Annotated in this window: 25 protein-coding genes and 2 tRNA genes; 9 read left to right on the top strand and 18 right to left on the bottom strand. The window is 70.4% G+C overall.

The features are described from left to right. The first annotated feature begins 453 nt into the window (after positions 1-453). Positions 454-912, top strand: a complete 459-nt coding sequence (locus tag J4Z35_RS11870) for a DUF3515 family protein (protein WP_074041193.1) — start codon at positions 454-456, stop codon at positions 910-912. A gap of 117 nt (positions 913-1,029) precedes the next feature. Here the strand turns inward: J4Z35_RS11870 and J4Z35_RS11865 are convergent, their stop codons facing one another. Further along, positions 1,030-2,151 (bottom strand): D-alanine--D-alanine ligase family protein, encoded by a 1,122-nt coding sequence (locus J4Z35_RS11865; protein ID WP_074041192.1) that lies wholly within the window; start codon positions 2,149-2,151, stop codon positions 1,030-1,032. A gap of 79 nt (positions 2,152-2,230) precedes the next feature. Between J4Z35_RS11865 and J4Z35_RS11860 the strand changes: the two genes are divergently transcribed. Continuing rightward, entirely contained in the window at positions 2,231-3,343 is a 1,113-nt protein-coding gene (locus J4Z35_RS11860; protein WP_074041191.1) for a PLP-dependent aspartate aminotransferase family protein, read from the top strand. 72 nt (positions 3,344-3,415) lie between these two features. Here the strand turns inward: J4Z35_RS11860 and J4Z35_RS11855 are convergent, their stop codons facing one another. Both J4Z35_RS11855 and J4Z35_RS11850 read right to left on the bottom strand, forming a co-directional pair. Next, positions 3,416-4,417, bottom strand: coding sequence for an NAD(P)H-dependent glycerol-3-phosphate dehydrogenase (locus J4Z35_RS11855; RefSeq protein ID WP_006947509.1), 1,002 nt, complete (start codon positions 4,415-4,417; stop codon positions 3,416-3,418). A 91-nt stretch (positions 4,418-4,508) separates the two neighbouring features. Then, the gene (locus tag J4Z35_RS11850) at positions 4,509-5,279 is read right to left on the bottom strand and encodes a lysophospholipid acyltransferase family protein (protein WP_074041190.1); all 771 of its coding nucleotides are present in this window, start codon (positions 5,277-5,279) and stop codon (positions 4,509-4,511) included. Positions 5,280-5,450: 171 nt separating this feature from the next. On the opposite strand from J4Z35_RS11850, the gene J4Z35_RS11845 reads away from it, so the two are divergent. Beyond that, positions 5,451-5,675 (top strand): hypothetical protein, encoded by a 225-nt coding sequence (locus tag J4Z35_RS11845; RefSeq protein ID WP_074041189.1) that lies wholly within the window; start codon positions 5,451-5,453, stop codon positions 5,673-5,675. A 21-nt stretch (positions 5,676-5,696) separates the two neighbouring features. Here J4Z35_RS11845 and J4Z35_RS11840 read toward each other — a convergent pair whose 3' ends face one another. The 3 genes from J4Z35_RS11840 to leuC all read right to left on the bottom strand — a co-directional run bounded on the left by J4Z35_RS11840 (position 5,697) and on the right by leuC (position 8,322). After that, the gene (locus tag J4Z35_RS11840; protein WP_074041188.1) at positions 5,697-6,023 is read right to left on the bottom strand and encodes an HU family DNA-binding protein; all 327 of its coding nucleotides are present in this window, start codon (positions 6,021-6,023) and stop codon (positions 5,697-5,699) included. A gap of 288 nt (positions 6,024-6,311) precedes the next feature. Next, positions 6,312-6,905 carry a 3-isopropylmalate dehydratase small subunit gene (leuD, locus tag J4Z35_RS11835; protein ID WP_038568866.1) on the bottom strand — a complete coding sequence of 198 codons (594 nt, stop codon included), beginning with the start codon at positions 6,903-6,905 and terminating at the stop codon, positions 6,312-6,314. Between the two features lie 25 nt (positions 6,906-6,930). Further along, positions 6,931-8,322 carry a 3-isopropylmalate dehydratase large subunit gene (gene leuC / locus J4Z35_RS11830; protein ID WP_006947513.1) on the bottom strand — a complete coding sequence of 464 codons (1,392 nt, stop codon included), beginning with the start codon at positions 8,320-8,322 and terminating at the stop codon, positions 6,931-6,933. 119 nt (positions 8,323-8,441) lie between these two features. Here leuC and J4Z35_RS11825 point away from each other — a divergent pair, with 119 nt between their 5' ends. Beyond that, positions 8,442-9,194 carry an IclR family transcriptional regulator gene (locus tag J4Z35_RS11825; RefSeq protein ID WP_040015175.1) on the top strand — a complete coding sequence of 251 codons (753 nt, stop codon included), beginning with the start codon at positions 8,442-8,444 and terminating at the stop codon, positions 9,192-9,194. Between the two features lie 197 nt (positions 9,195-9,391). Here J4Z35_RS11825 and J4Z35_RS11820 read toward each other — a convergent pair. From J4Z35_RS11820 to clpS, 5 genes are all read right to left on the bottom strand, one after another. After that, positions 9,392-9,464: transfer RNA gene (locus J4Z35_RS11820), tRNA-Glu, on the bottom strand. A gap of 126 nt (positions 9,465-9,590) precedes the next feature. Next, a tRNA-Gln gene (locus tag J4Z35_RS11815) sits at positions 9,591-9,662 on the bottom strand. A 168-nt stretch (positions 9,663-9,830) separates the two neighbouring features. Next, positions 9,831-11,393, bottom strand: coding sequence for a glutamate--tRNA ligase (gene gltX / locus J4Z35_RS11810; protein ID WP_062257662.1), 1,563 nt, complete (start codon positions 11,391-11,393; stop codon positions 9,831-9,833). Between the two features lie 35 nt (positions 11,394-11,428). Further along, the gene (locus tag J4Z35_RS11805; RefSeq protein ID WP_074041187.1) at positions 11,429-12,070 is read right to left on the bottom strand and encodes a DUF2017 domain-containing protein; all 642 of its coding nucleotides are present in this window, start codon (positions 12,068-12,070) and stop codon (positions 11,429-11,431) included. Further along, complete coding sequence (clpS, locus tag J4Z35_RS11800) at positions 12,070-12,345, bottom strand: ATP-dependent Clp protease adapter ClpS (protein WP_207623336.1); 276 nt, start codon at positions 12,343-12,345, stop codon at positions 12,070-12,072. The genes J4Z35_RS11805 and clpS overlap by 1 nt, the downstream gene beginning before the upstream one ends. A gap of 60 nt (positions 12,346-12,405) precedes the next feature. Here clpS and J4Z35_RS11795 point away from each other — a divergent pair, with 60 nt between their 5' ends. Both J4Z35_RS11795 and J4Z35_RS11790 read left to right on the top strand, forming a co-directional pair. Continuing rightward, complete coding sequence (locus J4Z35_RS11795) at positions 12,406-13,737, top strand: nicotinate phosphoribosyltransferase (RefSeq protein ID WP_074041186.1); 1,332 nt, start codon at positions 12,406-12,408, stop codon at positions 13,735-13,737. Next, the gene (locus tag J4Z35_RS11790) at positions 13,734-14,339 is read left to right on the top strand and encodes an isochorismatase family protein (RefSeq protein WP_062257656.1); all 606 of its coding nucleotides are present in this window, start codon (positions 13,734-13,736) and stop codon (positions 14,337-14,339) included. The genes J4Z35_RS11795 and J4Z35_RS11790 overlap by 4 nt, the downstream gene beginning before the upstream one ends. 94 nt (positions 14,340-14,433) lie before the next feature. On the opposite strand, the gene J4Z35_RS11785 is transcribed toward J4Z35_RS11790, so the two are convergent. Beyond that, on the bottom strand, positions 14,434-15,276 hold the full coding sequence (locus J4Z35_RS11785; RefSeq protein WP_062257653.1) for an RDD family protein: 843 nt from the start codon (positions 15,274-15,276) through the stop codon (positions 14,434-14,436). Between the two features lie 142 nt (positions 15,277-15,418). Beyond that, entirely contained in the window at positions 15,419-17,191 is a 1,773-nt protein-coding gene (locus J4Z35_RS11780; protein WP_074041185.1) for a DEAD/DEAH box helicase, read from the bottom strand. A gap of 209 nt (positions 17,192-17,400) precedes the next feature. Between J4Z35_RS11780 and J4Z35_RS11775 the strand changes: the two genes are divergently transcribed. Then, positions 17,401-17,640 carry a hypothetical protein gene (locus tag J4Z35_RS11775; protein WP_208065586.1) on the top strand — a complete coding sequence of 80 codons (240 nt, stop codon included), beginning with the start codon at positions 17,401-17,403 and terminating at the stop codon, positions 17,638-17,640. A gap of 184 nt (positions 17,641-17,824) precedes the next feature. Here J4Z35_RS11775 and J4Z35_RS11770 read toward each other — a convergent pair whose 3' ends face one another. Continuing rightward, positions 17,825-18,145, bottom strand: coding sequence for a hypothetical protein (locus J4Z35_RS11770; protein ID WP_062257647.1), 321 nt, complete (start codon positions 18,143-18,145; stop codon positions 17,825-17,827). Between the two features lie 351 nt (positions 18,146-18,496). Here J4Z35_RS11770 and J4Z35_RS11765 point away from each other — a divergent pair, with 351 nt between their 5' ends. After that, positions 18,497-18,862 carry a hypothetical protein gene (locus J4Z35_RS11765; RefSeq protein WP_038568880.1) on the top strand — a complete coding sequence of 122 codons (366 nt, stop codon included), beginning with the start codon at positions 18,497-18,499 and terminating at the stop codon, positions 18,860-18,862. A 12-nt stretch (positions 18,863-18,874) separates the two neighbouring features. Here the strand turns inward: J4Z35_RS11765 and J4Z35_RS11760 are convergent, their stop codons facing one another. From J4Z35_RS11760 to J4Z35_RS11745, 4 genes are all read right to left on the bottom strand, one after another. Further along, a complete protein-coding gene (locus J4Z35_RS11760; RefSeq protein ID WP_050786634.1) occupies positions 18,875-19,210 on the bottom strand; it encodes a DUF3039 domain-containing protein in 336 nt (111 codons plus the stop codon). 68 nt (positions 19,211-19,278) lie between these two features. Continuing rightward, positions 19,279-19,842 carry a YqgE/AlgH family protein gene (locus J4Z35_RS11755; RefSeq protein ID WP_074041184.1) on the bottom strand — a complete coding sequence of 188 codons (564 nt, stop codon included), beginning with the start codon at positions 19,840-19,842 and terminating at the stop codon, positions 19,279-19,281. 101 nt (positions 19,843-19,943) lie between these two features. After that, on the bottom strand, positions 19,944-22,835 hold the full coding sequence (locus tag J4Z35_RS11750) for a DEAD/DEAH box helicase (protein ID WP_131941287.1): 2,892 nt from the start codon (positions 22,833-22,835) through the stop codon (positions 19,944-19,946). A gap of 264 nt (positions 22,836-23,099) precedes the next feature. Then, positions 23,100-23,453, bottom strand: coding sequence for a hypothetical protein (locus J4Z35_RS11745; RefSeq protein WP_074041183.1), 354 nt, complete (start codon positions 23,451-23,453; stop codon positions 23,100-23,102). 110 nt (positions 23,454-23,563) lie between these two features. On the opposite strand from J4Z35_RS11745, the gene J4Z35_RS11740 reads away from it, so the two are divergent. Beyond that, positions 23,564-24,214 (top strand): hypothetical protein, encoded by a 651-nt coding sequence (locus J4Z35_RS11740; protein ID WP_074041182.1) that lies wholly within the window; start codon positions 23,564-23,566, stop codon positions 24,212-24,214. Positions 24,215-24,446: the final 232 nt, after the last annotated feature.

Raw genomic sequence — 24,446 nt, 5'->3', positions numbered from 1 at the left:
CCTCGGCGCAGAACCCGCACGCATCTCCGAACTCGAACGAGGCCGACGCCCCAACGCCGAACTCGCAACCGCCTACCGGGCCTGGCTCGACGTTGCTTGACACCTATAGGAGCATCAGTCGGTAGTCACGCAGCCTGATCGGCTCGTGTGGTCATGGTGGGCGCGGCTCCGCCCTGGGCTTCCGCAACCTGACCAACTACATCGCCAGATCCCTGCTCGAGTCCGGCGGCTTCAGACCCCAGCTGCACCCTCATTTGTGAAGAGCTCTGAAACCCCGTCAGGCAGGATCGCAGCTCGCAAGCACGCTCCCGGGAGCTGAAACTCTGTTAGGCGGGATCGCAGCTCCCAAGCATCTTGGGTCCCCCGATCAGCCCCGGGCGCCGGTGCGAGTTGGATGGTTGCGGGCCGGGCAGGCGCGGGGTGGGCAGACGAGGGTTGGATAGCCTATGGGTCATGTCAGCACGCGTCGCTCTCACTCTCGCTGGTGCCGCAACGCTGGCGCTCACCGCATGCGGTGACTCGCCCGTCGCTGCGAAGCCTGCTGCGCAGGCGTCATCGTCCGAGTGCGCGGCTGTCGCGAAATCGTGGCCGAAGACGGTCTCGGGGCTCGATTCCTACCCCGACTCGGCCGACTCGCCGACCGTCCACGCCTGGGGCAAGAACGCTGACGACGTCCTCATCGCGCGCTGCGGCGTCACCTCACCCGGCCCGACGAGCGACGCCTGCTTCTCCGCGAACGACGTCGACTGGGTGCAGATCTCGGTCTCGGGCGGCACGCGGTACGTCACCTACGGTCGTGAGCCGGCGATCGAGGTGCTCGTCCCGTCGTCGGCGAACCTCGACGGCACGCTGCTCGCCGCGTTCGCCCCCGCGGCGAAGAAGATCGCTCAGGGTCCACACCGCTGTTCCTGACGGGCGGCGCCGATTCGGTTCGGCTCCGGTTCACCCCCGACCCGGCCATCGTCGCCGCGTCACCACCCACAAGAGCCCCGGACTCCCCCACGGGACCCCACGAACGCGGGGCTGCCGTCAGCGCAGACCGGTCTTGCGCTCGCGCGCCAACTCGATCAGGTCGGTGATGAGGTCGGTGTAGTCGAGGCCGCTCTCGCGCCACACGGCCGGGAACATCGACACGGGCGTGAAGCCGGGCAGGGTGTTGATCTCGTTGAGGAAGAGCGTGCCGTCGGCGGTGTAGAACCAGTCGACGCGCGCGAGGCCCTCGCAGCCGGCGGCGTCGAACGCCTTGATCGACAGCTCCTTGATGCGCGCGGTGTCCTCGGCGCTGACATCGGCGGGGCACGCGAGGCGCAGCCCGTCGTCGTTGAGATACTTGGCCTCGAAGTCGTAGAAGGCGTGCTCGCCGATCTCCTCGATCTCACCGAGTTCGGACGCGCGCGGCAGGTCGCTGCCGTGGCCTTCGAGCACACCGCATTCGACCTCGCGGCCCACGATGCCGGCCTCGATGACAACCTTCGGGTCGCTCTCGCGCGCCAGTTCGATGGCGGCCTCGAGCTGGTCGCGCGAATCGACCTTCGAGATGCCGACCGACGAACCCGCGCGTGCCGGTTTGACGAAGACGGGGTAGCGCAGCGGTGTGAGGCTCGCCATCGCGGCGTCCTTGTCGCGGCGCCACTGCTTGTCGGTGATGACGACGTAGGGGCCGACGGGCAGCCCGGCGGCCTCGAACACGATCTTCATCATGTGCTTGTCCATCATGACGGCCGACGCCGTGACGCCCGAGCCGACGTAGCGCAGGTCGGCGAGTTCGAGCAGGCCCTGCAGGGTGCCGTCCTCACCGAACGGCCCGTGCAGCAGCGGCAGGACGACGTCGACGGACGTCAGTGCCTGCGGGGTCTGCCCCGCATCGAGCACGAGGATGTCGTGCTGGTCGGGCGACGGCGCGATGACGACCTCGCGGCCGGCGTCGTTCGTCACCTCCGGCAGCTTCTTGCCCTGGATCGCGAGCGCCGACGGGTCGTCGGGCATGAGCACCCACTGGCCGGCCCTGCTGATGCCGATCGGCACGACGTCGTAGCGCTCACGGTCGATCGCGGCGAGAACGCCGGCGGCGGTGGCGCACGAGATGGCGTGCTCGGAGGAGCGCCCACCGAAGACGACGGCGACGCGGGTGCGGGGCTGCGAAGTGCTCATCGCGGCCAACAATAGCGCCCGCGCGGTCAGTCGCCGGACGCCACGGCGCGCGGTGGCGCCGCCGTGCCAGGGTGTTCGCATGGTTGCGCACGCCGATCGTCCCGCCCGCCCGCTCGCTGCTGCGACGCGCCTCGTCGGCGGTGGACGCCCTGCCCGCGCGCCGGGCGCGAGCGTCAGCCCGGAGCTCACGCTCACCTCGACCTACGTGGCCGGCGCCGACCTCAACTACGCGCGGGTCGGCAACCCGACGTGGAGCGCGTTCGAGACGACCCTTGCCTCCCTCGAAGGTGACGCCTCGACGACCGCGCTCGCCTTTGCCAGCGGCATGGGCGCCATCTCGGCCGCGCTGTCCCTCCTGCCGCACGGCGGCCGTGTCATCGCGCCGCGACACTTCTACAACGGCACCTCCGCCGTCCTCGACACCTGGCACGAGGCCGGCCGCGCGCACCTCACGCGCGTCGACCTCGCCGACGACGGCGCCCTCGACGCCGCCCTAGCTGCCGGGTGCGATCTCGTCTGGGTCGAGTCGCCGAGCAACCCGATGCTCGAGACGTGCGACGTCGCCGCCGTGACGCGCCGCGCCCACGCGGCGGGCGCGCTCGTCGTCGAGGACAACACGTTCAACACGCCGCTCGGGCGCCGCCCCCTCGACGACGGCGTCGACGTCGTCGTGCATTCGGTGACGAAGTACCTCGCGGGCCACAGCGACGTCCTGCTGGGCGCGGCGGTGACGAACGACGCCGACCTCGCCGCGCGGCTGCTCACAGCACGCACGCTGGGCGGCGCCATCCCCGGCCCGCAGGAGACGTGGCTCGCGCTGCGAGGCATGCGGACGCTGCACCTGCGCTGGGAGCGCGCCTGCGCGAACGCGGCGACGCTCGCTGCGAGATTGCGCGAGCACGACGACGTCGCGCGCGTGCGCCACCCGGGAACGGGCGCGATGATCGCGCTCGAACTGCGCGGTGACGCAGACGCCGCACGCGCCGTCGAACAGCTCGTCGAGGTGTGGTTGCCCGCCACGAGCCTCGGTGGCGTCGAGTCGATGCTGGAGCGCCGCCGTCGACATGCGCTCGAACCGGCCAGTGTTCCGGAGAACCTGCTGCGCCTGTCGGTCGGGGTCGAGGACGTCGAGGATCTGTGGACGGACCTCGACGACGCCCTGCGCCGGGCGCACGCCGCGTCAGCCGACTGACCCGGTCACACGACTGCCCCGCCCAGGCTGCCCCGGCCGACGCCCGAAACAACGGGCGCGCCTGGCCGGTCGTCAGACGCGTTCGCTCTTGCGCGAACGCGACATGAGGGCGCGCACCATCTCCTGCGGGCCCCACCCTTCGTAGAGGATGGCGTGCACGCCGTCGCAGATCGGCATGTCGACGTCGACGCTGCGTGCGAGTTCGACGATGGAGCGGCACGACTTGACGCCCTCGGCCGTCTGGCTGGCCTGTGCGGTCACCTCTTCGAGCGTCTGCCCCTCGCCGAGGGCCAGCCCGAAGGCATGGTTGCGCGACAGGCGCGAACTGCACGTCGCGGCCATGTCGCCCACACCGGCGAGACCGAGGAACGTCTGCGGGTCGGCGCCGAGCGCCGCACCGAGGCGGGCCGTCTCCGCGAGACCGCGCGTCAGGAGCGTCGCCGTCGTGTTCTCACCGAGGCCCAGGCCGTGGGCCATGCCGACCGCGAGCGCGATGACGTTCTTCACCGCGCCCGCGATCTCCGTGCCGACGACGTCCGCGTTCGTGTAGGGGCGGAAGTACGGGGCGGCGCAGGCCTCTGCCACCTTGGCGCGCAGCCCGTGATGCGGCGCTGCGACGACGGCGGCGGCCGGCTGCTTCTGCGCGATCTCCTTCGCGAGGTTCGGCCCGGAGACGACGGCGACCTGCGCGAGCGGCACGCCCGCGACCTCCGCGATGACCTCGCTCATCCGCAGGTGCGTGCCGAGTTCGATGCCCTTCATGAGCGACACGAGCGGCGCGCCCTGCGGCAGCACGTCGCGCCACTGCTCGAGGTTGCCGCGCAGCGACTGCGAAGGGACGGCGAGGACGACGAGGTCGGCGCCCTCGAGCGCCTGCGCCGCGTCCGCCGTCGCGCTGATGCGCTCGTCGAGCTGCAGCTCGGGCAGGTAGGCGACGTTGCGGCGCTCGGTGTTGATCGCGTCAGCAGCCTCCGCACGGCGCGCCCACAGCGTGACGTCGGTGCCTGCGTCGGCCATGACGGCGGCGAACGCCGTGCCCCAGCTTCCGGCCCCCATGATTGCGGCGCGTGTCATCGTCTCGTCCTTTCGTGGAGTTCGGTGCGGCCGGACAGTTCGGCGCTGTGAGGCAGGTCGGCGCGGGGGCCACTGGAACAGGTCGACGCGTTCATCGCGTGCCTAGCGCGTCGGTCGGGCGAGAGCCGCTGCGCGGGTTGTCGAGCGGCGGCGCGCCGGGTCGCTCGCCGCGGATCTCGCACAGCAGCTCGAGGATGGCGGCCATGAGGCGCCTGGTGGCCTCCGTCAGCACCTCGGTGTCGAGGTCGCGCCCGCGCAGATCGTCGAGGTCGACCGGCTCGCCCGCGACGACGGTGACGTCATGACGGCGCGTCAGCAGGTGCGGCACGACGTGGCGGGCGCGACTGGTCGGCGGGATGATTCGTTCGGGCCCCCACATCGCGACGGGGATGAGCGGGGCGCCCGTCGTCAGCGCGATGCGCGCGGCGCCGGACTTGCCCGTCATCGGCCAGAACGCGCGATCCCGCGTCAGCGTGCCCTCCGGCAGCAGGCAGACGAGGCGGCCGGCCGCGACCGCGTCGACGGCTTCGACGAAGCTGTCCTTGGCTCGTGCGGTGCCGCGGTGGACGGGGATCTGCCCGGCGCGGCGCAGCAGCGGCCCGAGGACGGGGACGGCGAAGACCTCGGCCTTGCCGAGGAAGTGCGGCAGGCGACCCGCGCCGTAGAGGAGGAAGCGGCCGATGACGAACGGGTCGGAGTAGCTGAGGTGGTTCGCGGCGATGACGGCGCCGCCGGTGGCGGGAACGTGCTCGGCGCCTCGCCACGTCTCACGCAGCCACGGCGCCACCGCCGGGCCGACGGCTTTCGTGATGACGGAGACGACGGCGTTGCGCTCTCCCGCATCGAGCGAGATCTTCGCCATGGGCACCTCCTGTTCGTCTCGCACTCTAGTGGCACGACACGTCCAGGGCATTCGTCGCAGCGTTGCGATCCATCAGGCCGGGGCATCTGGCAGCATGGGAGGGATCGCTGTGAGAGGGTACGAGACCCGCGCACCTCGCCGTCACCGGTCCGAGCCGCTGAAGGAGCCGCCATGACCCATCACACGCAGGCCAGCGTCCACCGCTTCGACGAGGCGACGTTCACGGGTGAGCTCATCACCGACGCCGGCCGGGTGCTGCCGTTCGACGCCGACGCCTTCGCGCGCAGCGGCCTGCGCACGCTGCGCCTGGGGCAGCGTCTCAACGTCGATCACGGGCCAGACGGAATCCGCCGGTTGTGGATCGAGGGCATCGGGACGGGCCAGCAGATCCGCTGACGCCGCCCGACGCGGTGCGTCTCAGCGCTCGACGCGCGCGCGACCACCGGCGTTGCCGGAGCGGGGCAGCTTCGACGGGTCGGCCGTGACGGCCTTGAAGTTCGTACCAGGGGTGAACTTGGGCACGGAGGTCGCACCGATGCACACCGCTTCGCCCGTGCGCGGGTTGCGGCCCGTGCGGGCGGCGCGGTCGACGCGCTCGAACGTGCCGAATCCGGTGATCCCTACCTTGTTGCCGGCAGCGACCTCTCGGATGATCACGTCGACGACGGCCTCCACGGCCTCCAGTGCGGCCTTCTTGCTGCCGAGGCGCACCTCGAGGCGATCGACCAGGTCTGCCTTGTTCATCTTTCGTCCTACCCCTTCTCGTCCGTCCGTCACGGCTCGATCCCGTCCTGCGTCTCGACGTGGGCCAACGGTACCGAGTGGTTGCATCCCCGTCCATTGGGTGAAGTCTTCGTCGTCCGCCGTGCGGCGCCCACGCACCGAACACGCGTAGGCCGATCGTCATAGATCATCATGGCGGTCGCCCGACCATGTTGCGGCCGTAAGCGATTCGCAGACACCTCCCCGGGCGTCGCACCTCACACACGCGCGCCACGAACGCGAGGCCTGCCGCGCGGCGCGCGATATCATCTATCGGACGAGCGTCGACGGCTTCCAACTCGGACGAGCGTCTTCGAACGCTTCGATGTCGTCCTCGTGACGCAGCGTCAGCGAGATGTCGTCGAGGCCCTCCATGAGGCGCCAGCGGATGTAGTCGTCGACAGCGAACGGCACGACGAGCTCCCCCGCGTGGATCGTGCGCGAGCCCAGGTCGACCGTGATCTGCGCGCCCGGTTCGTTGTCGAGGTACTTCCACAGCAGTTCGACGTCGCCCTGCTCGACCTGCGCGGTGAGCAGGCCGGCCTTGCCCGAGTTGCCGCGGAAGATGTCGGCGAAGCGCGAGCTGATGACGACGCGGAAGCCGTAGTCCATGAGCGCCCAGACGGCATGCTCGCGCGAGGAGCCCGTCCCGAAGTCGGGGCCTGCGACCAGGACCGAACCGTCGCGGTAGGCCTCGGTGTTGAGCACGAACGACGGGTCCTTGCGCCATGCGGAGAACAGCCCGTCCTCGAAGCCCGTGCGGGTGACGCGCTTGAGGTAGACGGCTGGAATGATCTGGTCGGTGTCGACGTTGCTGCGGCGCAGCGGCACCCCGACGCCGGTGTGGGTGGTGAACTTGTCCATCGATGTCTCCTGACGGCTCAGCGGGTCACAGATCGGCGGGCGAGGCAAGCGTGCCGGTGACGGCGGTCGCCGCGGCGACCTGTGGGCTGACGAGGTGCGTGCGTCCGCCCTTGCCCTGGCGCCCTTCGAAGTTGCGGTTCGAGGTCGACGCGCTGCGCTCCCCCGGCTCGAGCTGATCGGGGTTCATGCCGAGGCACATCGAGCAGCCGGGCAGGCGCCACTCGGCGCCGGCGTCGGTGAAGACGGCGTCGAGCCCCTCCGCCTCGGCGTCGAGACGCACCTTCGCCGAACCGGGCACGACGAGCATGCGCACGCTGTCGGCGACCTTGCGCCCGCGCAGCACGTCCGCCGCGGCGCGCAGATCCTCGAGACGCCCATTGGTGCAGGAACCGAGGAAGACGGTGTCGATCGCGATCTCCTTGAGCGGCTGACCGACGCTCAGCCCCATGTACTCGATGGCGCTCGCGGCGGCATCCTTCTCCGAGTCGTCGCCCATCTGCTCGGGGTCGGGCACGGCCGCCGTCAGCGGCAGGCCCTGGCCCGGGTTGGTGCCCCAGGTGACGAACGGCGCGAGCTTCGTCGCGTCGATGACGACCTCGGCGTCGAACACCGCGTCGTCGTCGGTGCGCAGCTGCTTCCACGCCTCGACCGCGTCATCCCACTCGGCGCCCTGCGGCGCATGGGGGCGGCCTTCCAGGTAGTCGAACGTCGTCTGGTCGGGCGCCACCATGCCGGCACGGGCGCCCGCCTCGATCGACATGTTGCAGATCGTCATGCGCGCTTCCATCGACAGCGCTTCGATCGCCTTGCCGCGGTACTCGAGGACGTAGCCCTGGCCGCCGCCGGTGCCGATCTCGGCGATGACGGCGAGGATGATGTCCTTCGCGCTGACGCCGTCCGGCAGGTCGCCCTCCAGGGTGATCGCCATCGTCTTGAACGGCTTGAGCGGCAGCGTCTGCGTCGCGAGGACGTGCTCGACCTCGCTCGTGCCGATGCCGAACGCGAGCGCGCCGAACGCACCGTGCGTCGAGGTGTGGCTGTCGCCGCAGACGATCGTCGCGCCGGGCTGGGTGAGGCCCAGCTGCGGGCCGATGATGTGGACGATGCCCTGCTCGGCGTCGCCCATCGGGAACAGGCGGATGCCGAACTCCTCGCAGTTGCGGCGCAGCGTCTCGACCTGGGTGCGGCTGACGAGGTCGGTGATCGGGCCCGGCGTCGTCGGGACGTTGTGGTCCTCGGTGGCGAGCGTGAGGTCGGTGCGACGCACGGTGCGCCCCGCGAGCCGCAGCCCGTCGAACGCCTGCGGGCTCGTGACCTCGTGGAGCAGGTGAAGGTCGATGTAGAGCAGGTCGGGCTCGCCCTCCGCGCTTCGCACGACGTGCTGCTGCCACACCTTCTCGGCCAACGTGGAACCCACGTCATCCTCCTTCGATCGACGGGTCGTCCGACCCACGAGACACCGTTCTGCGACAAGCGTTACCCTTTTACCGGCGGACCGGACTTGCGTCTCGGTTCATGAGACTGCAATATCAGTACATGGACAATTCAAGTGGCGTCGGAGTCCTCGACAAGGCTGCAGTCGTGCTCTCCGCCCTCGAGGCAGGGCCCTCCACCCTCGCCCAGCTCGTCGCAGCCACCGGCCTCGCTCGCCCGACCGCCCACCGCCTCGCGGTCGCGCTGGAGCATCACCGCCTCGTGGCCCGTGACATGCAGGGACGCTTCGTCCTCGGCCCCCGACTCGTCGAACTCGCCGCCGCCGCCGGTGAGGACCGCCTGCTCGCCGCCGCCGGGCCCGTCCTCGGCGCGCTGCGCGACCACACGAACGAGAGCGCCCAGCTCTTCCGCCGCCAGGGCGACCAGCGCATCTGCGTGGCGGCCGCCGATCGCCCGATGGGTCTGCGCGATTCCATCCCCGTCGGCGCGACGCTGTCGATGCAGGCCGGCTCAGCGGCCCAGGTGCTGCTCGCCTGGGAGGAGCCCGACCGTCTGCACCGTGGCCTGCAGGGCTCCAAGTTCACCGCGACGATGCTCTCCGGCGTGCGCCGCCGCGGATGGGCTCAGTCGGTGAGCGAGCGCGAGCAGGGCGTCGCGTCCGTCTCCGCGCCGGTGCGCTCGCCCAGCGGCCGCGTCATCGCCGCCGTGTCGATCTCCGGCCCCGTCGAGCGCGTCTCCCGTCAGCCCGGGCGGCTGCACGCCGCAACGGTCGTCGCCGGCGCCAACAAGCTGACGGAGGTGCTCGCGCGCGCCGCCGCGCAGCAGAAGAGCGTCGCACCACCCACGACGCGCTGATCCACCTCTGGCGACGATGCCCTTGGGCAGGTGCACGTGACCTGCGGCCGTCCGGTGGCGATTCCTGGATCCCGCATTCGAGCGCACGAATGATCAGGACCCGAAAAAGGTCGGTCTGAGCCGAGACGGCGACAGAAAGAGAAGGCAAACAAGAAATCCCCACCGCATTTCTACGGTGAGGATTTCTTGTCTCGATGTAGCCCCGACGGGATTCGAACCCGCGCTACCGCCTTGAGAGGGCGGCGTGCTAGGCCACTACACAACGGGGCCATGGCCTGCTTCGTCAACCTTTCGGCCCTTCAGCAGCGAGGAAAACTTTAACTCATGTCATCGTTTTCCCGAAATCACTCTGTGCGCGCGTGACGCGGGCGTCACCTTCTGCACAAGCGATCTGCGCTGGGGTACCAGGACTCGAACCTAGAACAAATGAACCAGAATCATCCGTGTTGCCAATTACACCATACCCCAATGGGGGTTGCAGTGATCGAACAGCGCGCCTCGCGAGGCCTTCCGTTCGTTCCCCGAACCGAGTGAAAACTTTACCGGAGGTTTCCCGGGACGACAAATCGACCGGCGCCCTGCCGCGCCGGCCCTGACGCATCCGTCAGGGCCGACAGGCAGGCGCGCCCCGGTCGATCACAGGCTCGCGCGCAGGTTCTTCAAGCGTTCCATCGTCGAGTGCTTGCCGAGGATCTCCATCGACTCGAACAGCGGCGGTGAGATCCGCTGACCGGACACGGCGGTGCGCAACGGGCCGAAGGCGAACTTCGGCTTGATGCCCAGGCCGTCGACGACGGCCTCGCGCAACGCGGCCTCGATGCGCTCGTGCACCCACTCGATGCCCGTGCCGTCAGGCTTGCCGAGCGAACCCGAGATGGGCTCGAGGGCCGCGATGGCGGCGTCTAGCACCTGCGGGGCGGTCTCCTTGAGCTGCGCGCGGGCGTCGTCCGCGATGGGCAGCTCGGCGTCGTCGGTGAAGAACGGTGCGACGAGCGGCGTCGCCTCCGACAGCAGGTTGATGCGAGTCTGGATCAGCTCGGCGACGAGGTTGAGGCGACCCAGCTGCGGCAGCGACGGCTGCTCCGGCAGCACGCCGTCCGCGACGAGGAACGGCAGGATACGCGCGGCGAAGTCGCGAGGCTCGAGCTCGCGGATGTAGTGACCGTTGAGCCAGTTCAGCTTGTCGAGGTTGAAGATCGGGCCGACGGTGTTGACCTTGCTCCACTCGAAGTTCTCGCTGAACTCCTCGAAGGTGAACACCTCGCGCTCGGTGCCGTCCGCCTCGATGATCGGCGGGTAGCCGAGCAGCGCGAGGAAGTTGAGCAGCGCCTCCGGCAGGTAACCCTGCTCCTTGAACCACGTGAGGCGCGCCCACGGGCTCTTGCGCTTGGAGATCTTCGCCTTCTTCTCATCGCGCAGCAGCGGCATGTGCGCGAACTTCGGCGGTTCGAGGCCGAGGCCCTGGTAGAGCAGGATGTGCTTCGGCGTCGAGCTGATCCACTCCTCACCGCGCACGACGTGCGTGATGCCCATCTCGTGGTCGTCGACGACGACGGCGAGGTGGTACGTCGGGAAACCGTCGGCCTTCATGATGACCTGATCGTCCGGGCGGGGCGCCTTGACCTCGCCTCGGATGAGGTCGTCGAACACGAGCGGCGCGTCGTCGGGGATGAACATGCGCACGACGGGGTTCTCGCTGAAGCCGGGCTCGGCGGCGCGCTCCTCACGCGACTTGCCGTAGCACATGCGGTCGTAGCCGGTCGGCAGCTTCTGCTTCTGCTGGAGCTCGCGCATCTCGGCGAGCCGCTCGCTCGTGCAGTAGCAGTAGTAGGCCTTGCCCTCGTCGATGAGCTTGTCGACGTACGGCTTGTACGTGTCGAGCCGCTCACTCTGACGGTACGGCGCGTACGGGCCGCCGACGTCGGGGCCCTCGTCCCAGTTCAGGTCGAGCCAGTGCAGCGTGTCGAAGATCTGCTGCTCGGAATCGGCCTGGAAGCGCGCCCGGTCGGTGTCCTCGATGCGCAGGACGAACTTTCCGCCCTGCTGACGCGCGAACGCAAGGTCGAACATCGCCATGTAGGCGGTGCCGACGTGCGGGTCACCCGTCGGCGACGGCGCGACGCGCAGACGGACGGCGCCGGGGCTCGTCTCGCCGGGCGTCGAGGGGGTGGGGGCTGAGGTGGCAGTCGAGTCGCTCATGATGTCTCCATCGTAGACGGCCGTTGCGCTGCGCCTCAGGCCTCGCGCATCACCGCGAGCGTCACCGATTCGGCGAGCCAGGTGAGGAAGTCGTAGTAGGCGGCCATGAGCTGTTCCTCGTCGCTCGGCACCTGCCCACGCTCGACCTGTTCGACGAGTGCGTCGGCATCCGCATCGGTGCGCACGCCGAGGCGCTCGGCGAGCACGAGCCGCACGTCCGTCAGCGCCATCATCGTCGCGCGCGCCTCGGCCTCGTCGAGGACGACGTCGCGGGGTTCGCCGGCGCTCATCGTCTGCGCGAGGTCGACGTTCGCACCCGCGCGCTCGAACGCCGTCATCGCCGTAGCGAGGTTACGCAGCTTGCGATCGCGCAAGGAGGCCTCGGTGAGGCGGCGGAACTCGGCGGCCGCGCCGTCATCGTCCTTGACACCGTCGGGCAGCAGCCGACGAAGCGCCGGGTCGCGTGGAGCCTCCCGGGCGCTCATAGAGCGTCCGAGCGCCGCGAACAGCTCGTCCTCGTCGGTGCCGCGCGGCGCGTCGGGTGCGTCGTCACTACCGTCGGAGAGCAGGACGCTCGTCTGGTGCATGAGATCGACGACGACGGCGCGTTCGACGTCGTCGAGACGTCCGACGATGCGCCGCTCGTCGGACGGGTCACGCCGGAATGCCTCGGCCATCAGCCCTCCTGCTCGTAGGTCGCCCACAGGCTGTAGCCGTGCATGGCGATCGTGTCGGCCTCGGCCTTCTCACGGCTGCCCTTGCTGACGACGGCGCGGCCCTCGGTGTGCACCTGCATCATGAGCCGCTCAGCCTCCTCGCGGGAGTAGCCGAAGTAGTCCTGGAACACGAAGCTGACGTAGCTCATGAGGTTGACGGGGTCGTTCCACACGAGCGTCACCCACGCCCGCTCCCCCACGTCCTGGGGGTCAGGGTCGGCGAGCTGCTTGGCCAGTTGCTCGAAATCGATGTCTGGAGGCGCGATCGACACGTCAACCACCTTAGAGTTCGATACGTGACTTCCACCATCTCGGCCTCGACGGCCCTGCTCACCGACCACTACGAGCTCACGATGCTTCAGGCGGCGCTGCGCTCCGGTGCGGCCCACCGCAAGAGCGTCTTCGAGGTCTTCGCCCGCCGCCTGCCCGACGGCCGCCGCTTCGGCGTCGTCGCGGGCACGGGTCGTTTTCTCGAGGCGTTGAAAGAGTTCCGGTTCACCGAGGCCGAGATCGACGACCTGCGTCGACGCGCCGTCGTCGATGAGCCGACGCTCGAGTGGCTCGCCAACTACCGCTTCTCCGGTGACATCCACGGCTACGCCGAGGGTGAGTGCTACTTCCCGGGCTCGCCGCTCGTCGTCGTCGAGTCGACGTTCGCCGAGGGCGTCATCCTCGAGACGTTGATCCTGTCGATCCTCAACCACGACTCAGCCGTCGCCGCCGCTGCGTCGCGCATGGTGCTCGCCGCCGACGGCCGTCCGTGCATCGAGATGGGCTCGCGTCGCACGCACGAGGAGGCAGCGGTCGCAGCCGCGCGCGCCGCGTACATCACGGGGTTCGCGGCCTCCTCCAACCTCGAGGCGGGACGTCGCTACGACGTGCCGACGACGGGCACGTCGGCGCACGCGTTCACGCTGCTGCACGACGACGAGCGCGCCGCGTTCACCGCGCAGGTCGACTCGCTCGGCAAGGACACGACGCTGCTCGTCGACACCTACGACGTGAAGAACGCCGTCAAGATCGCCGTCGAGGTCGCGGGCCCCGAACTCGGTGGGGTGCGTCTGGATTCCGGCGACCTGCTCGTGCAGGCCCGCGAGGTGCGCGAGCAGCTCGACTCACTCGGTGCCACAAGCACGAAGATCGTCGTGACGAGCGACCTCGACGAGTACGCCATCGCCGCCCTCGCAGCCGGGCCGGTCGACGCGTACGGCGTCGGCACCTCCCTCGTCACCGGCTCCGGCGCGCCGACGGCCGGCATGGTCTACAAGCTCGTCCAGCACGCGAGCGACGACGAGCAGATGATCGACGTCGCGAAGAAGAGCAAGGACAAGATCTCCGTCGGCGGACGCAAGTGGGCGCTGCGTCGCCGAAACGCACAGGGAGTGGCCGAGGCCGAGATCATCGGCATCGGCGAGCAGCCGGTCGACGACGGCGACGACCGTGCGCTGCTCGTCCCGCTCGTCAGGAACGGCGAGGTCGTCGCGCCGACGGACGCCGCGAGCGCCCGCGCGGTGTACGAGCGTGCCCGCGCGGAATTGCCCGCGAAGGCGCGTCAGATGTCGCGCGGTGAGCCCGTCATCCCGACCCGGTACGAGGGTCCCGGTTTGGGCGGGGTGACGCAGCGATGAGCGCACCGAACGTTGATGCCGGCACGCGCCGGGCACTCGTCGTCGTCGACGTGCAGAACGACTTCTGCGAGGGCGGTTCGCTCGCCGTGGCCGGGGGCGCCCAGGTCGCCGCGGCGATCGCCGACTACGTCGCGCTCGCCGATTACGACGTCGTCGTCGCGACGCAGGACTGGCACGTCGACCCCGGCGAGCACTGGAGCGAGACCCCCGACTACCGCGACTCGTGGCCCGTGCACTGCCGCGCCGAGTCCGACGGCGCGGCGTTCCACGACGGATTCGCGCCCGCCGTCGATCGGCTCGACGCGATCTTCCCCAAGGGCAGGTACGCCGCGGCCTACTCAGGATTCGAGGGGTCTTTCGCCGGTGGCGATGAGTCGCTCGCCTCCTGGTTGCGTGACGCGGGCGTCGGCAGCGTCGACGTCGTCGGCATCGCGACCGACCACTGCGTCCGCGCGACCGCGCTCGACGCCGTCAGCGAAGGCTTCGGCACGCGCGTGCTGCTCGGCATGACGGCCGGCGTCGCAGCCGACAGCACCGACGCGGCGCTCACGACCATGCGCGACGCGGGCGTCGAGCTCGTCGGTCAACCCGTCGTCGGCTGAGAACGCGGCCCGCGTGCCGGGCACGAAGATGGACGAGAATCGCCGATGTGGACGGGATTCGCGAAGGTGGACGAAAAACGCAGGTGGGGCGGGGTCAGCGGGTGCGGCGCACGACGCTGCGCGCCGCGAGGTCGTCGAGGCCCTGACGGAGGCGGTTGCTCAGCGCCCACAGCAGGATCGCGATCTGCAGCAGGCCCGCGATGCCGGCGAGCACGGCGACGAGCGACATCAGATCCGGCACGTACTTGATGAGAGCGCGCACGGCGCTGCGTGCCATCGGCAACTTCTGCGGCGAGCGGGGGTCGCCCTCCTCGATGGGCGCCACGCGGATGCCGAGCGCCGACTTGCCGAGCGTCGCACCGCGCAGTGACGTCATCAGGGTGTCGTAGACGAATCCCGCCACGAACAGCGCGAGCGCCAACACGAGCGGCGGCGACGTCAGGTCGTCGGGGAAGGCCGGCATCTGCCCACCGTTGCTCGCGGCGGTGCTCGCCTCGTCGATGAAGTCGCGGAACTCGTCGATCCACGAGTGCAGGAACGGCAGCATCGCGAGGGTGACGGGCACCCCGAAGATGATGCGGTCGAGGAAGTAGGCGAAGAAGCGGCGCCACACCCCCGACGGCTCCCCCGCGCTCGTTCCGAACGCCGTCGGGCGCTGATCATGAGCCCGCGGCTGCGGGGCACCGAAGCGATGCTGCTGCTCCCCGCTGCCCTCGGGGCCCCAGTGAGCCGGATAGGTGCGCGGCTCGCCGTCACGGCGCGGCGGTGCGTCGAGGTGCTGGACCGGGCGAGCCTCCCCGACGTGGTCGAGGCCCGGGCGCAGCTTCGGCATGGTGCGCTCGGTCCACAGGATGCCGTCCCAGTACCTCAGCTGGGTGGCGTCGCGGGGGTCGTCGTACCAGCCCGACGAAACGGGCGCGTGCGGCTGCTCAGTCATGCGTCTACCCTATCCGCCCCGGCATGACGCGCCGGGCGCGATGAGCCGTGCGGATGAGCCAGGCAGGCAGTGCCTCGTACCGCACTGCATCCCACATGACACCCGCATGCTGAGGGCCTCGCGGGCTGAGGGCCTCGCAGGCTCAGCGCCGACCGACGAACCAGCGACGGATCAACTCGATGCGTTCGCCGACCTGTTCGGAGGAGGCCTTGTCGAGCGTCGGCCCCCCGCACTGCTGACGCAGGTCGTTGTGGATGACGGCATGCGGCTGGCCGCTCTTGCGCGCGTACTGCGCGACGAGGCCGTTGAGCTCCTTGCGCTGCTTGGCGAGGGCACGGTGCGCGGCGACGGGTTCGTCGTCGTCGGTGCGTCGCGTGCGCCCGGCCTTGGCCTGCTTGGCCTGACGTTCACGCAGCAGGCTCGCCATCTGATCGGGCTCGAGCAGACCGGGCAAGCCGAGGTATTCCTGCTCGTCCTGGCTGCCGACGTCACCGCCCATGCCCCACTGCTGCGCGTCGAACAGGACGTGGTCGAACTCGGCCTGCGACTCGAGCGCCTCGAAGGTGCCGTCGTCGGCGAGCATCCCGGAGGCCTTCTCCTCACGGTTGGCCTCGGCGAGCAGCCCCTCCTCCTCCGACCACATGTTGTCCTCGGGGTTCTCCCCCGCGCGCTGCGGACGGTCGAGGGCGTGGTCGCGCTGCTCCTCGAGACGCGAGGCGTGCTCGAGGATGATCGGCACGGTCGGCAGGAACACCGACGCCGTCTCGCCGCGCTTGCGGGCGCGCACGAAGCGTCCGACGGCCTGGGCGAAGAACAGCGGCGTCGACGTCGACGTCGCGTAGACGCCGACGCAAAGACGCGGCACGTCGACACCCTCGGAGACCATGCGGACGGCGACCATCCACCGCTCGCTGCTCTTGGCGAAGTCCTCGATCCGGGAGCTCGCGCCCGCGTCGTCGGAGAGCACGACGGTCGGTTTGGTGCCAGTGATCGCCTCGAGCGTGCGCGCGTAGGCGCGCGCGGCCGTCTGGTTCGAGGCGATGACGAGGCCGCCCGCGTCGGGCACGTGACGTCGCACCTCCGACAGGCGCTTGTCGGCGGCCTGAAGCACGGACGGGATCCACGCGCCGTTCGGGTCGAGCGCGGTGCGCCAGGCGCCTGCAATGGCGTCCTTCGTCATCGGTGTGCCGAGACGCGCCGCGATCTCGTCGCCGGCCCGGGTGCGCCATCGCATGTTGCCGCCGTAGGCCATGAACAGCACGGGCCGGACGACGCCGTCGGCGAGCGCCTCGGCGTAGCCGTACGCGTAGTCGCTCGCCGAGCGACGGATGCCGGCGTCGTCGACCTCGTAGCGCACGAAGGGGATGGGGCTCGTGTCGCTGCGGAACGGGGTACCGGTGAGGCAGACGCGTCGCGCGGCGCCGTCGAATGCAGTGCGCAGCGCCTCGCCCCAGCTCTTGTTGTCGCCGCCGTGGTGCACCTCGTCGAGGATGACGAGCGTCGGCGTGCGCTCGGTGCGGATGCGGTGCACCTCGGGGTTGCTCGCGACGCCCTGGTAGGTGAGGGCGACCCCGTCGTAGTCGGACGCCTCATCGACCTGACGGTTCGTGAACCTCGGGTCGATCTGGATGCCGACGCGCGCGGCCGCGTCGGCCCACTGCGTCTTGAGGTGCTCGGTCGGCGCGACGATCGTCACCTTCTTGACGATGCCGCGCCCCAGCAGCTCCGTCGCGAGGCGCAGCGCGAACGTCGTCTTGCCGGCGCCGGGGGTTGCGACGGCGAGAAAATCGCGCGGATCGGTGCTCAGGTACCGCTCCAGCGCACCGGCCTGCCAGGCGCGCAGCTTGCCCGCGGTACCCCACGCGGCGCGCTCCGGGAAGGCGGGTGAGAGGTGCTCTGCAGCCGAGGTACTCATAGGCCGAGCAGTCTACCGGCGCCGAACGAACTCCCCGACCTGGCCGCCGCCACCGACCGTTCAGGCCGGCCGGAACGCGCGCGACAGCCCCCACGAGGCCGGGGACGAGCACCATCGGGACGGCGAATCCGTAGCGCAGGGACGTGTCGCCGAGCGCGCCCGTCCCCGTCAGCACGGCTCCGAGCAGGGCGCCGACGTAGTTGAACTGGTTGAAGCGCGCGTTGATCGCGTCGCTGCCGGCTTGGACGGACGCCGCGTCCGCCTCCGGGTGTGCGTCGCGGGCGAGGCGCGCGGCCACCGAGTACGACAACGGCGCGACGAGCGCCGCGGGGCCGAGCCGCGCCGTCAGCCAGTCGCCGCAGCTGCGGCTGAGCAGCGAGCACACGAGGTACGGCAGGGTGGCGACGGCGAAGAGCGAGGCCGGTGAGGCGAAGGTGTGGTGCAGGTAGGTGGGCGCCCACGTCGTCACGGCGATGTCGACCATGTAGAACACGACGAGCGCGAGGGCGAGGGTGAGGATGCGGCGCCAGGGCAGGCTGCGCGCGGCGGGGGCGTCGGCCCCGGATGCGATGGGCGCCGGTTCCGGCCGCGCGTGCGGGACGTACGGCGCGAGCGTCGCGGCGGCGGGCAGGATCATGAGCACCGCGGCGGCGACGCGAAGCCCCAGCGATGCGTCGCGAGCGCGATGAGCGTGCCGAGGACGCCGCCGCGCGTCCACGCCCCGTGGAACGTCGACATGAGCGGGCGCCCGTAATGGTGCTCGATGGCGACGGCCTGCATGTTGCACCCGGCGTCGACCAGGCCGAGGCCCAGGCCATACGCAGCCATCACCGACTCCAGTGCGCCGACGCCGTGCGCGAGGCCGATGTGCGGCAGCGCGACGACGATGGCGGCGAAGCCGACGCGCAGGCTGCGCGTCGTGCCGCCGCGCGCGGCGAGGAACTCCCGCGCCACCGAACCGAGCCCCCGCGCACAGCACGAGCGTGATGGGGGCAGGCCGCCACCGCGGGAGCACTCTCGTCGCCGCTTCGTCGCTTCACCCAGCAGGCTCCCAGCTGACGAGACGGGCTGGGTCCCGACGGCGCGTCGAAGGGTGTCGGCGCCGCGCCGGGCGACGGCGGAGGGTGGGGTGAGCATCACACCCTGGAGTTGAGTAGCGCTCAACCCACCATGCGGGGCGTCCGCGCGCCTAGGGTGGAGTCAGTCATGGACATCGAGCACTCGATGGCCCCAGCGGCGCGTCGCCGATCGGTCCATCGAGGCCGCTCACCCCTGGCCGGGGCTCGCAGGGAAAGGACGAGAGTCATGGTTCGCACGAGAGCCCAACTCACCGATGCTCAACGCGAGAAGCTCAGCGCCGTCACTGCGGCGCGCGAAGCGCGTCTCGCCGCCGAAGCGGAGTACCGGCGGGCGGTCGCCGCCGCCGATCAGGCGAAGGTGACGAAGAGCGCCATCGCCGAGGCGGCCGGCGTCAGCGTCGAGGCCGTCCGCACGGTGCTCATCCGCATGGCCGAATCGCACGCGCCCGCAGTCGAGGTTCGTGAGCACCTGACGGGGGTGGACGGCGGTTCCGCGACGGCGTCCACCGCCGCGGGACCGGTCGTCACCGGCGCCGTCGGTGCGGCCCCGGTCACGGGCGACGTCAGGCAGCCTGTCGCGAAGGCGAGCTGACGCCCGTCGGCGTCACTCCCCGCCGTCCTGCGGCGGACGCAGGCCCTGGTAGATCTCCTTGCACGTCGGGCACACCGGAAACTTCTCCGGGTCGCGGCCCGGTACCCACACCTTGCCGCACAGCGCGGTGACGGGCTCGCCCGACAGCGCCGACTCCATGATCTTCTCCTTGCGCACGTAGTGCGCGAAGCGCTCGTGATCGCCGGGCTCGGAGAGCTGGTGGTCGACCTGCTCTCGCTCCAGCACCGCCGTCGACGTGCCCGGCCCTCCGAGGCCGCCCGGGCCGTCGGGCGCGCCGAGGGGCGATGACGGGTCGTCGATCGAAGAGTTCCACACAACCGGGTTCATGGGCGCCAGTGTAGGCGCGCCGCCCGCGGCGGGCCAGGGGGCAGCGAGCCGAGGCGTCAGGCGGCGGGTCAGTTGAGCGTCGGGTCGTCGGGGAACGACGCCAGGAGGCACGTCGGGATGGGTTGGCGTGCGAGGACGCGCGCCCACAACGTCTCGGGGTCGGCGTCGAACAGGTCGGCGATCTCGGGTTCGGCGCGCACCCACCACCCGTCGGCGAGTTCGACGTCGAGTTGGCCCGGCTCCCAGCCGCAGTTGCCGGCGAACACGCGCAGCCCCGACAGCTGCGGGGCGACGATCTCCGGCGGCGCGTCGAGGTCGACGACGGCGAGCGAACCGAACAGTCGCGTGGCGCCCACGACGTCACCGCGCCCCGGCACGCCCGCGAGCGCGACCGCCGTGTCGAGGCCGACGGGCCCGCCCTGGAAGAGACGATCGGGCGTCGAGCACGCGGACTGCCACCCCGGAAGGACCGAGTCGACACCGGCCTCGAGCGGTTCGGTGAGCACGACGCCCTGGGCGCCGTCGTCACCGTGGTGGAGGACGAACACGACGCTACGGGTGAAGATGTCACCCTCGTCGCGGTCGTGGGCACGAGGCACCGCGAGGAGCAGTCGGCCGGTCAACGAGGTCACCCGTCCATTGTGGAACACGCCCGCCCCGAACGCGATGTTGCCCGGTGATCGGGCACGGGGCCCCGGATCACCGGGCAACATCAGCGCAGATTCAGTCGGCGTCAGTCGCGGTTGCCACGGTAGCCACCACGGTCGCCGCCGTACCCACCACGACCCCCCTGGCCGCCGCGACCACCGAAGCTCTGACGACGGTTCTCGCGCTCGAAACCACCGTCGATGTCGTCGCGGTAACCGCGCCCGCCACCGAAGCCGCGGTCGTCGCCGCGTCCGCGGCCCTGGCCACGGTCGTCGCGGTCGTTGAAACGTCCACGACCACCACGGTCGAAGCCGCCGCCACGGCCGTAACCGCCGCGCCCGCCGTCACGACCACCGCGGTCGTAACCACCCCGGCCACCGCGCTCGTAGCCACGGCCGCCGCGACCACCACGGTCGTTGCGCGGCGCGAGGGTGCGACGCAGGTCGTCCTCGGAGATCGAACGGCCCTCGGGCGTCGAACCGCCCGCGGCGACGATCGCCTCGTCACCGGGGCGCGTGCGCACGAGGCTCACGTCGACGCCGGCGGAGTCGAGTAGACGCTGCATCGAGCGGCGCTGGTGCGGCAGCGCCAGGGTGATGACGGTGCCCTTCTCCCCTGCGCGGGCCGTACGGCCGGCGCGGTGCAGGTAGTCCTTGTGGTCGGCCGGCGGGTCGACCTGGAGCACGACGCCGACCTCGTCGACGTGGATGCCGCGCGCCGCGACGTCGGTCGCGACGAGCACGGGCACACGCCCGTCCTTGAACGCCGACAGGACACGGTTGCGCTGACCCTGGTTGAGGCCACCGTGCAGCGCGGCAGCCATGACGCCCTGCTCGCGCAGCTCTGCGGCGACACGGTCGGCGCCCATCTTGGTGCGGACGAACACCACGGTGCGTCCCTCACGGTTCGCGACCTCGGCCGTCACGACCTTCTTGTCGCGCGGCTCGATGAGCAGCGCGTGGTGCTCCATCGTCGTGACGGTGGCGGTGCCGTCGTCCGTCGAGTGCGTCACCGGGTCGACGAGGTACTTGTCGACGACGGTGTCGATGCCACGGTCGAGCGTCGCGGAGAACAGCAGGCGCTGGCCGCCTTCGGGCACGAGGTCGAGGATCTCGGTGATGGCCTCGAGGAAGCCCATCTCGGCCATGTGGTCGGCCTCGTCGAGCACGGCGATCTCGACGCGGCTCAGGTCGGCCGCGCCACGCTCGATGAGGTCGGACAGGCGACCCGGCGTGGCGATGAGGACGTCGACGCCGCGCTCCAGCGCGGACAGCTGCGGCTCGTACGGCATGCCACCGGCGACGAGCTTGTGCTTGAGACCGACGACGTGGACGAGCGGCTGCAGCGCATCGCTCACCTGCATCGCAAGTTCACGCGTCGGCACGAGGACGATGGCGCGCGGCTGGTGCGCGCGAGCCTTGCCGCCCTCGGCGAGACGCGCCAGCATCGGCAGACCGAAGCCGAGCGTCTTGCCCGAACCCGTGCGACCGCGGCCGAGGACGTCCTTGCCGGCCATCGCGTCGGGAATGGTCGCCGCCTGGATCGGGAACGGCTTCGTGATGCCGTCACGCGCCATGCGCTCGACGAGCGCCTCGGGCAGCCCGAGCTCGGTGAACGTCATGATGACGCTCTCGTCGATCTCGTCCGACTCGCTCTCGTCGAAGCCCGCGTGCTCGCCGTCGGCCGTGCCCGCGGTGGCGTTCGTGGCGTCGGCGGGGTCGGTGTTCTGCGCGTCGGTGTTGTCGGCGTCAGAGTTGGTCGTGTCGGAGTCGGCGGCGTCAACACCGTCGCGCTCGGCGTCCGTGGCGTCGGCGGTGGGAGCGTCGTCGACGCGGACGTCACCCTCGACGTCGCCGTCGACGTGGACGCGCTCGTCGGGGTTCTGTTCGCCGACGACGTCGACGTTCTCGCGCTGGATGTTCTCGCTCGTGGCCGCGTCGGCCTCGACGGTGGTCGCCGCGACGTCGGCGTTCGCCGCCGTCACGTTCTCGACCTGCGCGTCCTCGACGCGGGACTCGTCACGCACGGGGGCGTCGTCGAACGAGCGGTCGGGGCGCCCGAAGCGCTTCTCGCGGTCGAAACCGCCCTCACGGCGGTCGTCGCGGCGCTGGAAGCCGCCGTCACGGCGGTCGCCACGGTTGAAACCGCCGCGGTCGTCGCGACGCTGGAAGCCGCCCTCGCGACGGTCGTTGTCACGGTTGAACCCACCGCGCCGGTCGTCACGGCCCTGGTAGCCACCACGACGGTCATCACGGTTGAAGCCACCGCGACGGTCGTCACCGCCACGGAAACCGCCCTCGCGACGATCGTTGTCGCGGTTGAAACCACCACGACGGTCATCGCCACCACGGTTGAAACCACCGCGGTCATCGCGACGCTGGAAGCCACCCTCGCGACGCTCGTCGCGGCCCCCGAAACCACCACGACGGTCGTCGCCACCGCGGTTGAAACCGCCACGGCGGTCGTCGCCGCGGAAGCCGCCGTCACGTCGGTCGTTGTCGCGGTTGAAACCACCACGACGGTCATCACCGCCGCGGAAGCCGCCCTCACGGCGGTCGTTGTCACGGCTGAAACCACCACGGCGATCATCACGGCCCTGGAAGCCGCCACGGCGCTCGTCGCTACCGCGGTTGAAACCACCACGACGGTCGTCGCCGCCGCGGAACCCGCCCTCACGGCGGTCGTTGTCACGGTTGAAGCCACCGCGTCGCTCATCGCGGCCGCGGAAACCACCGTCACGGCGGTCGTCACGGGCCTGGAAGCCGCCACGACGCTCGTCACCGCCGCGGAACCCGCCCTCACGGCGGTCGTTGTCACGGCTGAAACCGCCGCGTCGCTCGTCGCGTCCGCCCGCGGCGCCGTCGCGGCGTCCTCCGAAGTCGCGGCCGCCGGAGCGGTCCTGGCCGCGCTTGGCGCCGGCCTTGTCGGCGTGCGACCAGCGCGGCTTCTTGCCGTTGTTGTTGTTCGTCGAAGACATGGGTGTGAACCTCTCGGTCGAGAGCACCGAAGGCGAGCACGCCAGAGAGCCCGTGGAGCACGTGGGCTGGAAGGATTGCGTACTGGGTGGATCGGCGCTGTTGCGTGGGATCTCGGCGCTCACATGACGGCGTCACATCGTGGGTGACGCTCAGAGAACGGGCCTACTCTCACCACCACGTGCCGCCACAGGGAGTAGCTGCGGGCACGCTCAAACCGAAAGCAAACCTACTGAACGCAAGATCAATGGTCCCCCAAGTCTACGTCACGCCCGGCGGCGCAGCTGACGCGTCAACCCCCACGCCAGGATGATTCCTGTCACATCGGCGAGTGCGTCGCGCCAGTCCGCGTCGCGCTCCACGACGTCCGTGCCCTGGATCAGTTCGGAGATCGGCGCATAGAACGCGAGCATGAGCGCCACCCATCGCCACCGTCCGAGCAGTGCCAGGAGGGCGGGTCCGCCGAACATGCAGGCGTGGACCACCTTGTCGGCGTGGGGGAACAGCTCACCTTCTGCCCCGCTCGAATGGAACACGTACAGGAGGTACGTCTGCAGTGCGAGGGCGAGCACGAGCAGCGCGCGGCAGGCGCGGACGAGGCGGGAGTCGGAAGGGGGCATCCCGTGCAGTATCGCACCGCGCACGTCCGGCGCCCTCTCGGCGGGTTCTCAGGCTGTCGGCCTAGCTTCGAGCGGCTGCGACGAGGCAGCCCCGCGCCCAAGGAGCTCTCATGACGGTGCACTTCGATCACGCCGCCCACGTCGCGACGATGTGGCTGCCGCAGCTGTCCCCCACCCACGCGACGGTCGTCTCGACGCTCGCCGCGCTCGCGTTCTGCGCCGTGCTGATCGGCGCGATCGCGTGGATGTTCGCGTCGATGTGCCTGGAGCAGGCCCACCCGTGGCGCTTCGGCGTGATCGCGGCGCTCGCCGTCGTCGCGCTCGTGGCGGCGGTGCCGTCGATGCGTCATCGCGTGGCGGGCCCGGCGCCCATCGCGTCGGCCACGGCGACGATCGAGCGCGCCGACGCGTTGAGCGCAGCGCGTGCCGCCGCCGTCCCTGAGAAGGACTGGCGCCCGGAGGCGAAGGCCGTCGCCGCGCCGGCCTCGAGTGACGTGACGTGGTCGCCCGATGACCTGCACGCCCTCAGCGTCGCCGCGCAGAAGAAGAACGGGCTGACAGAGACGTACGCGCGAAGCCGCATCGAGGTCGACTCGACCGGCCAGGACACCGCGACGATCGCCGCGCACGGCACGACCTACCTGACGAAGGACGACAAGCGCGTCCGCTGCGTTGCACGCGTCAAGCACGTCGTGAAGAACAACGTCGGCCAGCCGCTGGCCGCCGACCTCGACCAGGTGGTGTGCGTCCCGGCGGCCTGAGGACACTGCGTTCTGCTGCCTCACACGGCCCGTGCCCCTTTCACGGCTCGACCCCGACGCTCACACCTTCTTGGAGCATTCGGGGCCGGAGCCACGTGCAATGGACGGTCAAGTCCGCTGGGGTGGTGTACGAGGTTGATCCCTCGGTTGGGCGTGTCGGTCAGGCAGTGAGTGCCTGGAGTTCTGGCTCGGTCACCTCCTCGGCGATGGCGTGGTCGACGGCCTGGGCGCG

Origin of the sequence: Dermacoccus sp. NHGro5 (assembly GCF_017565385.1) — a bacterium.
Taxonomy (GTDB): domain Bacteria; phylum Actinomycetota; class Actinomycetes; order Actinomycetales; family Dermatophilaceae; genus Dermacoccus; species Dermacoccus nishinomiyaensis.
The sequence above is the reverse complement of the archived record's forward strand: the minus strand, read 5'-3'. Positions and strand labels throughout refer to the sequence as shown.

Bases quoted from the DNA above. Each gene is read 5' to 3' on its own strand.
- J4Z35_RS11870 (WP_074041193.1), top strand. From the start codon at position 454: ATGTCAGCACGCGTCGCTCTCACTCTCGCTGGTGCCGCAACGCTGGCG.
- J4Z35_RS11865 (WP_074041192.1), bottom strand. From the start codon at position 2,151: ATGAGCACTTCGCAGCCCCGCACCCGCGTCGCCGTCGTCTTCGGTGGG.
- J4Z35_RS11860 (WP_074041191.1), top strand. From the start codon at position 2,231: ATGGTTGCGCACGCCGATCGTCCCGCCCGCCCGCTCGCTGCTGCGACG.
- J4Z35_RS11855 (WP_006947509.1), bottom strand. From the start codon at position 4,417: ATGACACGCGCCGCAATCATGGGGGCCGGAAGCTGGGGCACGGCGTTC.
- J4Z35_RS11850 (WP_074041190.1), bottom strand. From the start codon at position 5,279: ATGGCGAAGATCTCGCTCGATGCGGGAGAGCGCAACGCCGTCGTCTCC.
- J4Z35_RS11845 (WP_074041189.1), top strand. From the start codon at position 5,451: ATGACCCATCACACGCAGGCCAGCGTCCACCGCTTCGACGAGGCGACG.
- J4Z35_RS11840 (WP_074041188.1), bottom strand. From the start codon at position 6,023: ATGAACAAGGCAGACCTGGTCGATCGCCTCGAGGTGCGCCTCGGCAGC.
- leuD (WP_038568866.1), bottom strand. From the start codon at position 6,905: ATGGACAAGTTCACCACCCACACCGGCGTCGGGGTGCCGCTGCGCCGC.
- J4Z35_RS11825 (WP_040015175.1), top strand. From the start codon at position 8,442: ATGGACAATTCAAGTGGCGTCGGAGTCCTCGACAAGGCTGCAGTCGTG.
- gltX (WP_062257662.1), bottom strand. From the start codon at position 11,393: ATGAGCGACTCGACTGCCACCTCAGCCCCCACCCCCTCGACGCCCGGC.
- J4Z35_RS11805 (WP_074041187.1), bottom strand. From the start codon at position 12,070: ATGGCCGAGGCATTCCGGCGTGACCCGTCCGACGAGCGGCGCATCGTC.
- J4Z35_RS11790 (WP_062257656.1), top strand. From the start codon at position 13,734: ATGAGCGCACCGAACGTTGATGCCGGCACGCGCCGGGCACTCGTCGTC.
- J4Z35_RS11785 (WP_062257653.1), bottom strand. From the start codon at position 15,276: ATGACTGAGCAGCCGCACGCGCCCGTTTCGTCGGGCTGGTACGACGAC.
- J4Z35_RS11780 (WP_074041185.1), bottom strand. From the start codon at position 17,191: ATGAGTACCTCGGCTGCAGAGCACCTCTCACCCGCCTTCCCGGAGCGC.
- J4Z35_RS11765 (WP_038568880.1), top strand. From the start codon at position 18,497: ATGGTTCGCACGAGAGCCCAACTCACCGATGCTCAACGCGAGAAGCTC.
- J4Z35_RS11760 (WP_050786634.1), bottom strand. From the start codon at position 19,210: ATGAACCCGGTTGTGTGGAACTCTTCGATCGACGACCCGTCATCGCCC.
- J4Z35_RS11750 (WP_131941287.1), bottom strand. From the start codon at position 22,835: ATGTCTTCGACGAACAACAACAACGGCAAGAAGCCGCGCTGGTCGCAC.
- J4Z35_RS11745 (WP_074041183.1), bottom strand. From the start codon at position 23,453: ATGCCCCCTTCCGACTCCCGCCTCGTCCGCGCCTGCCGCGCGCTGCTC.
- J4Z35_RS11740 (WP_074041182.1), top strand. From the start codon at position 23,564: ATGACGGTGCACTTCGATCACGCCGCCCACGTCGCGACGATGTGGCTG.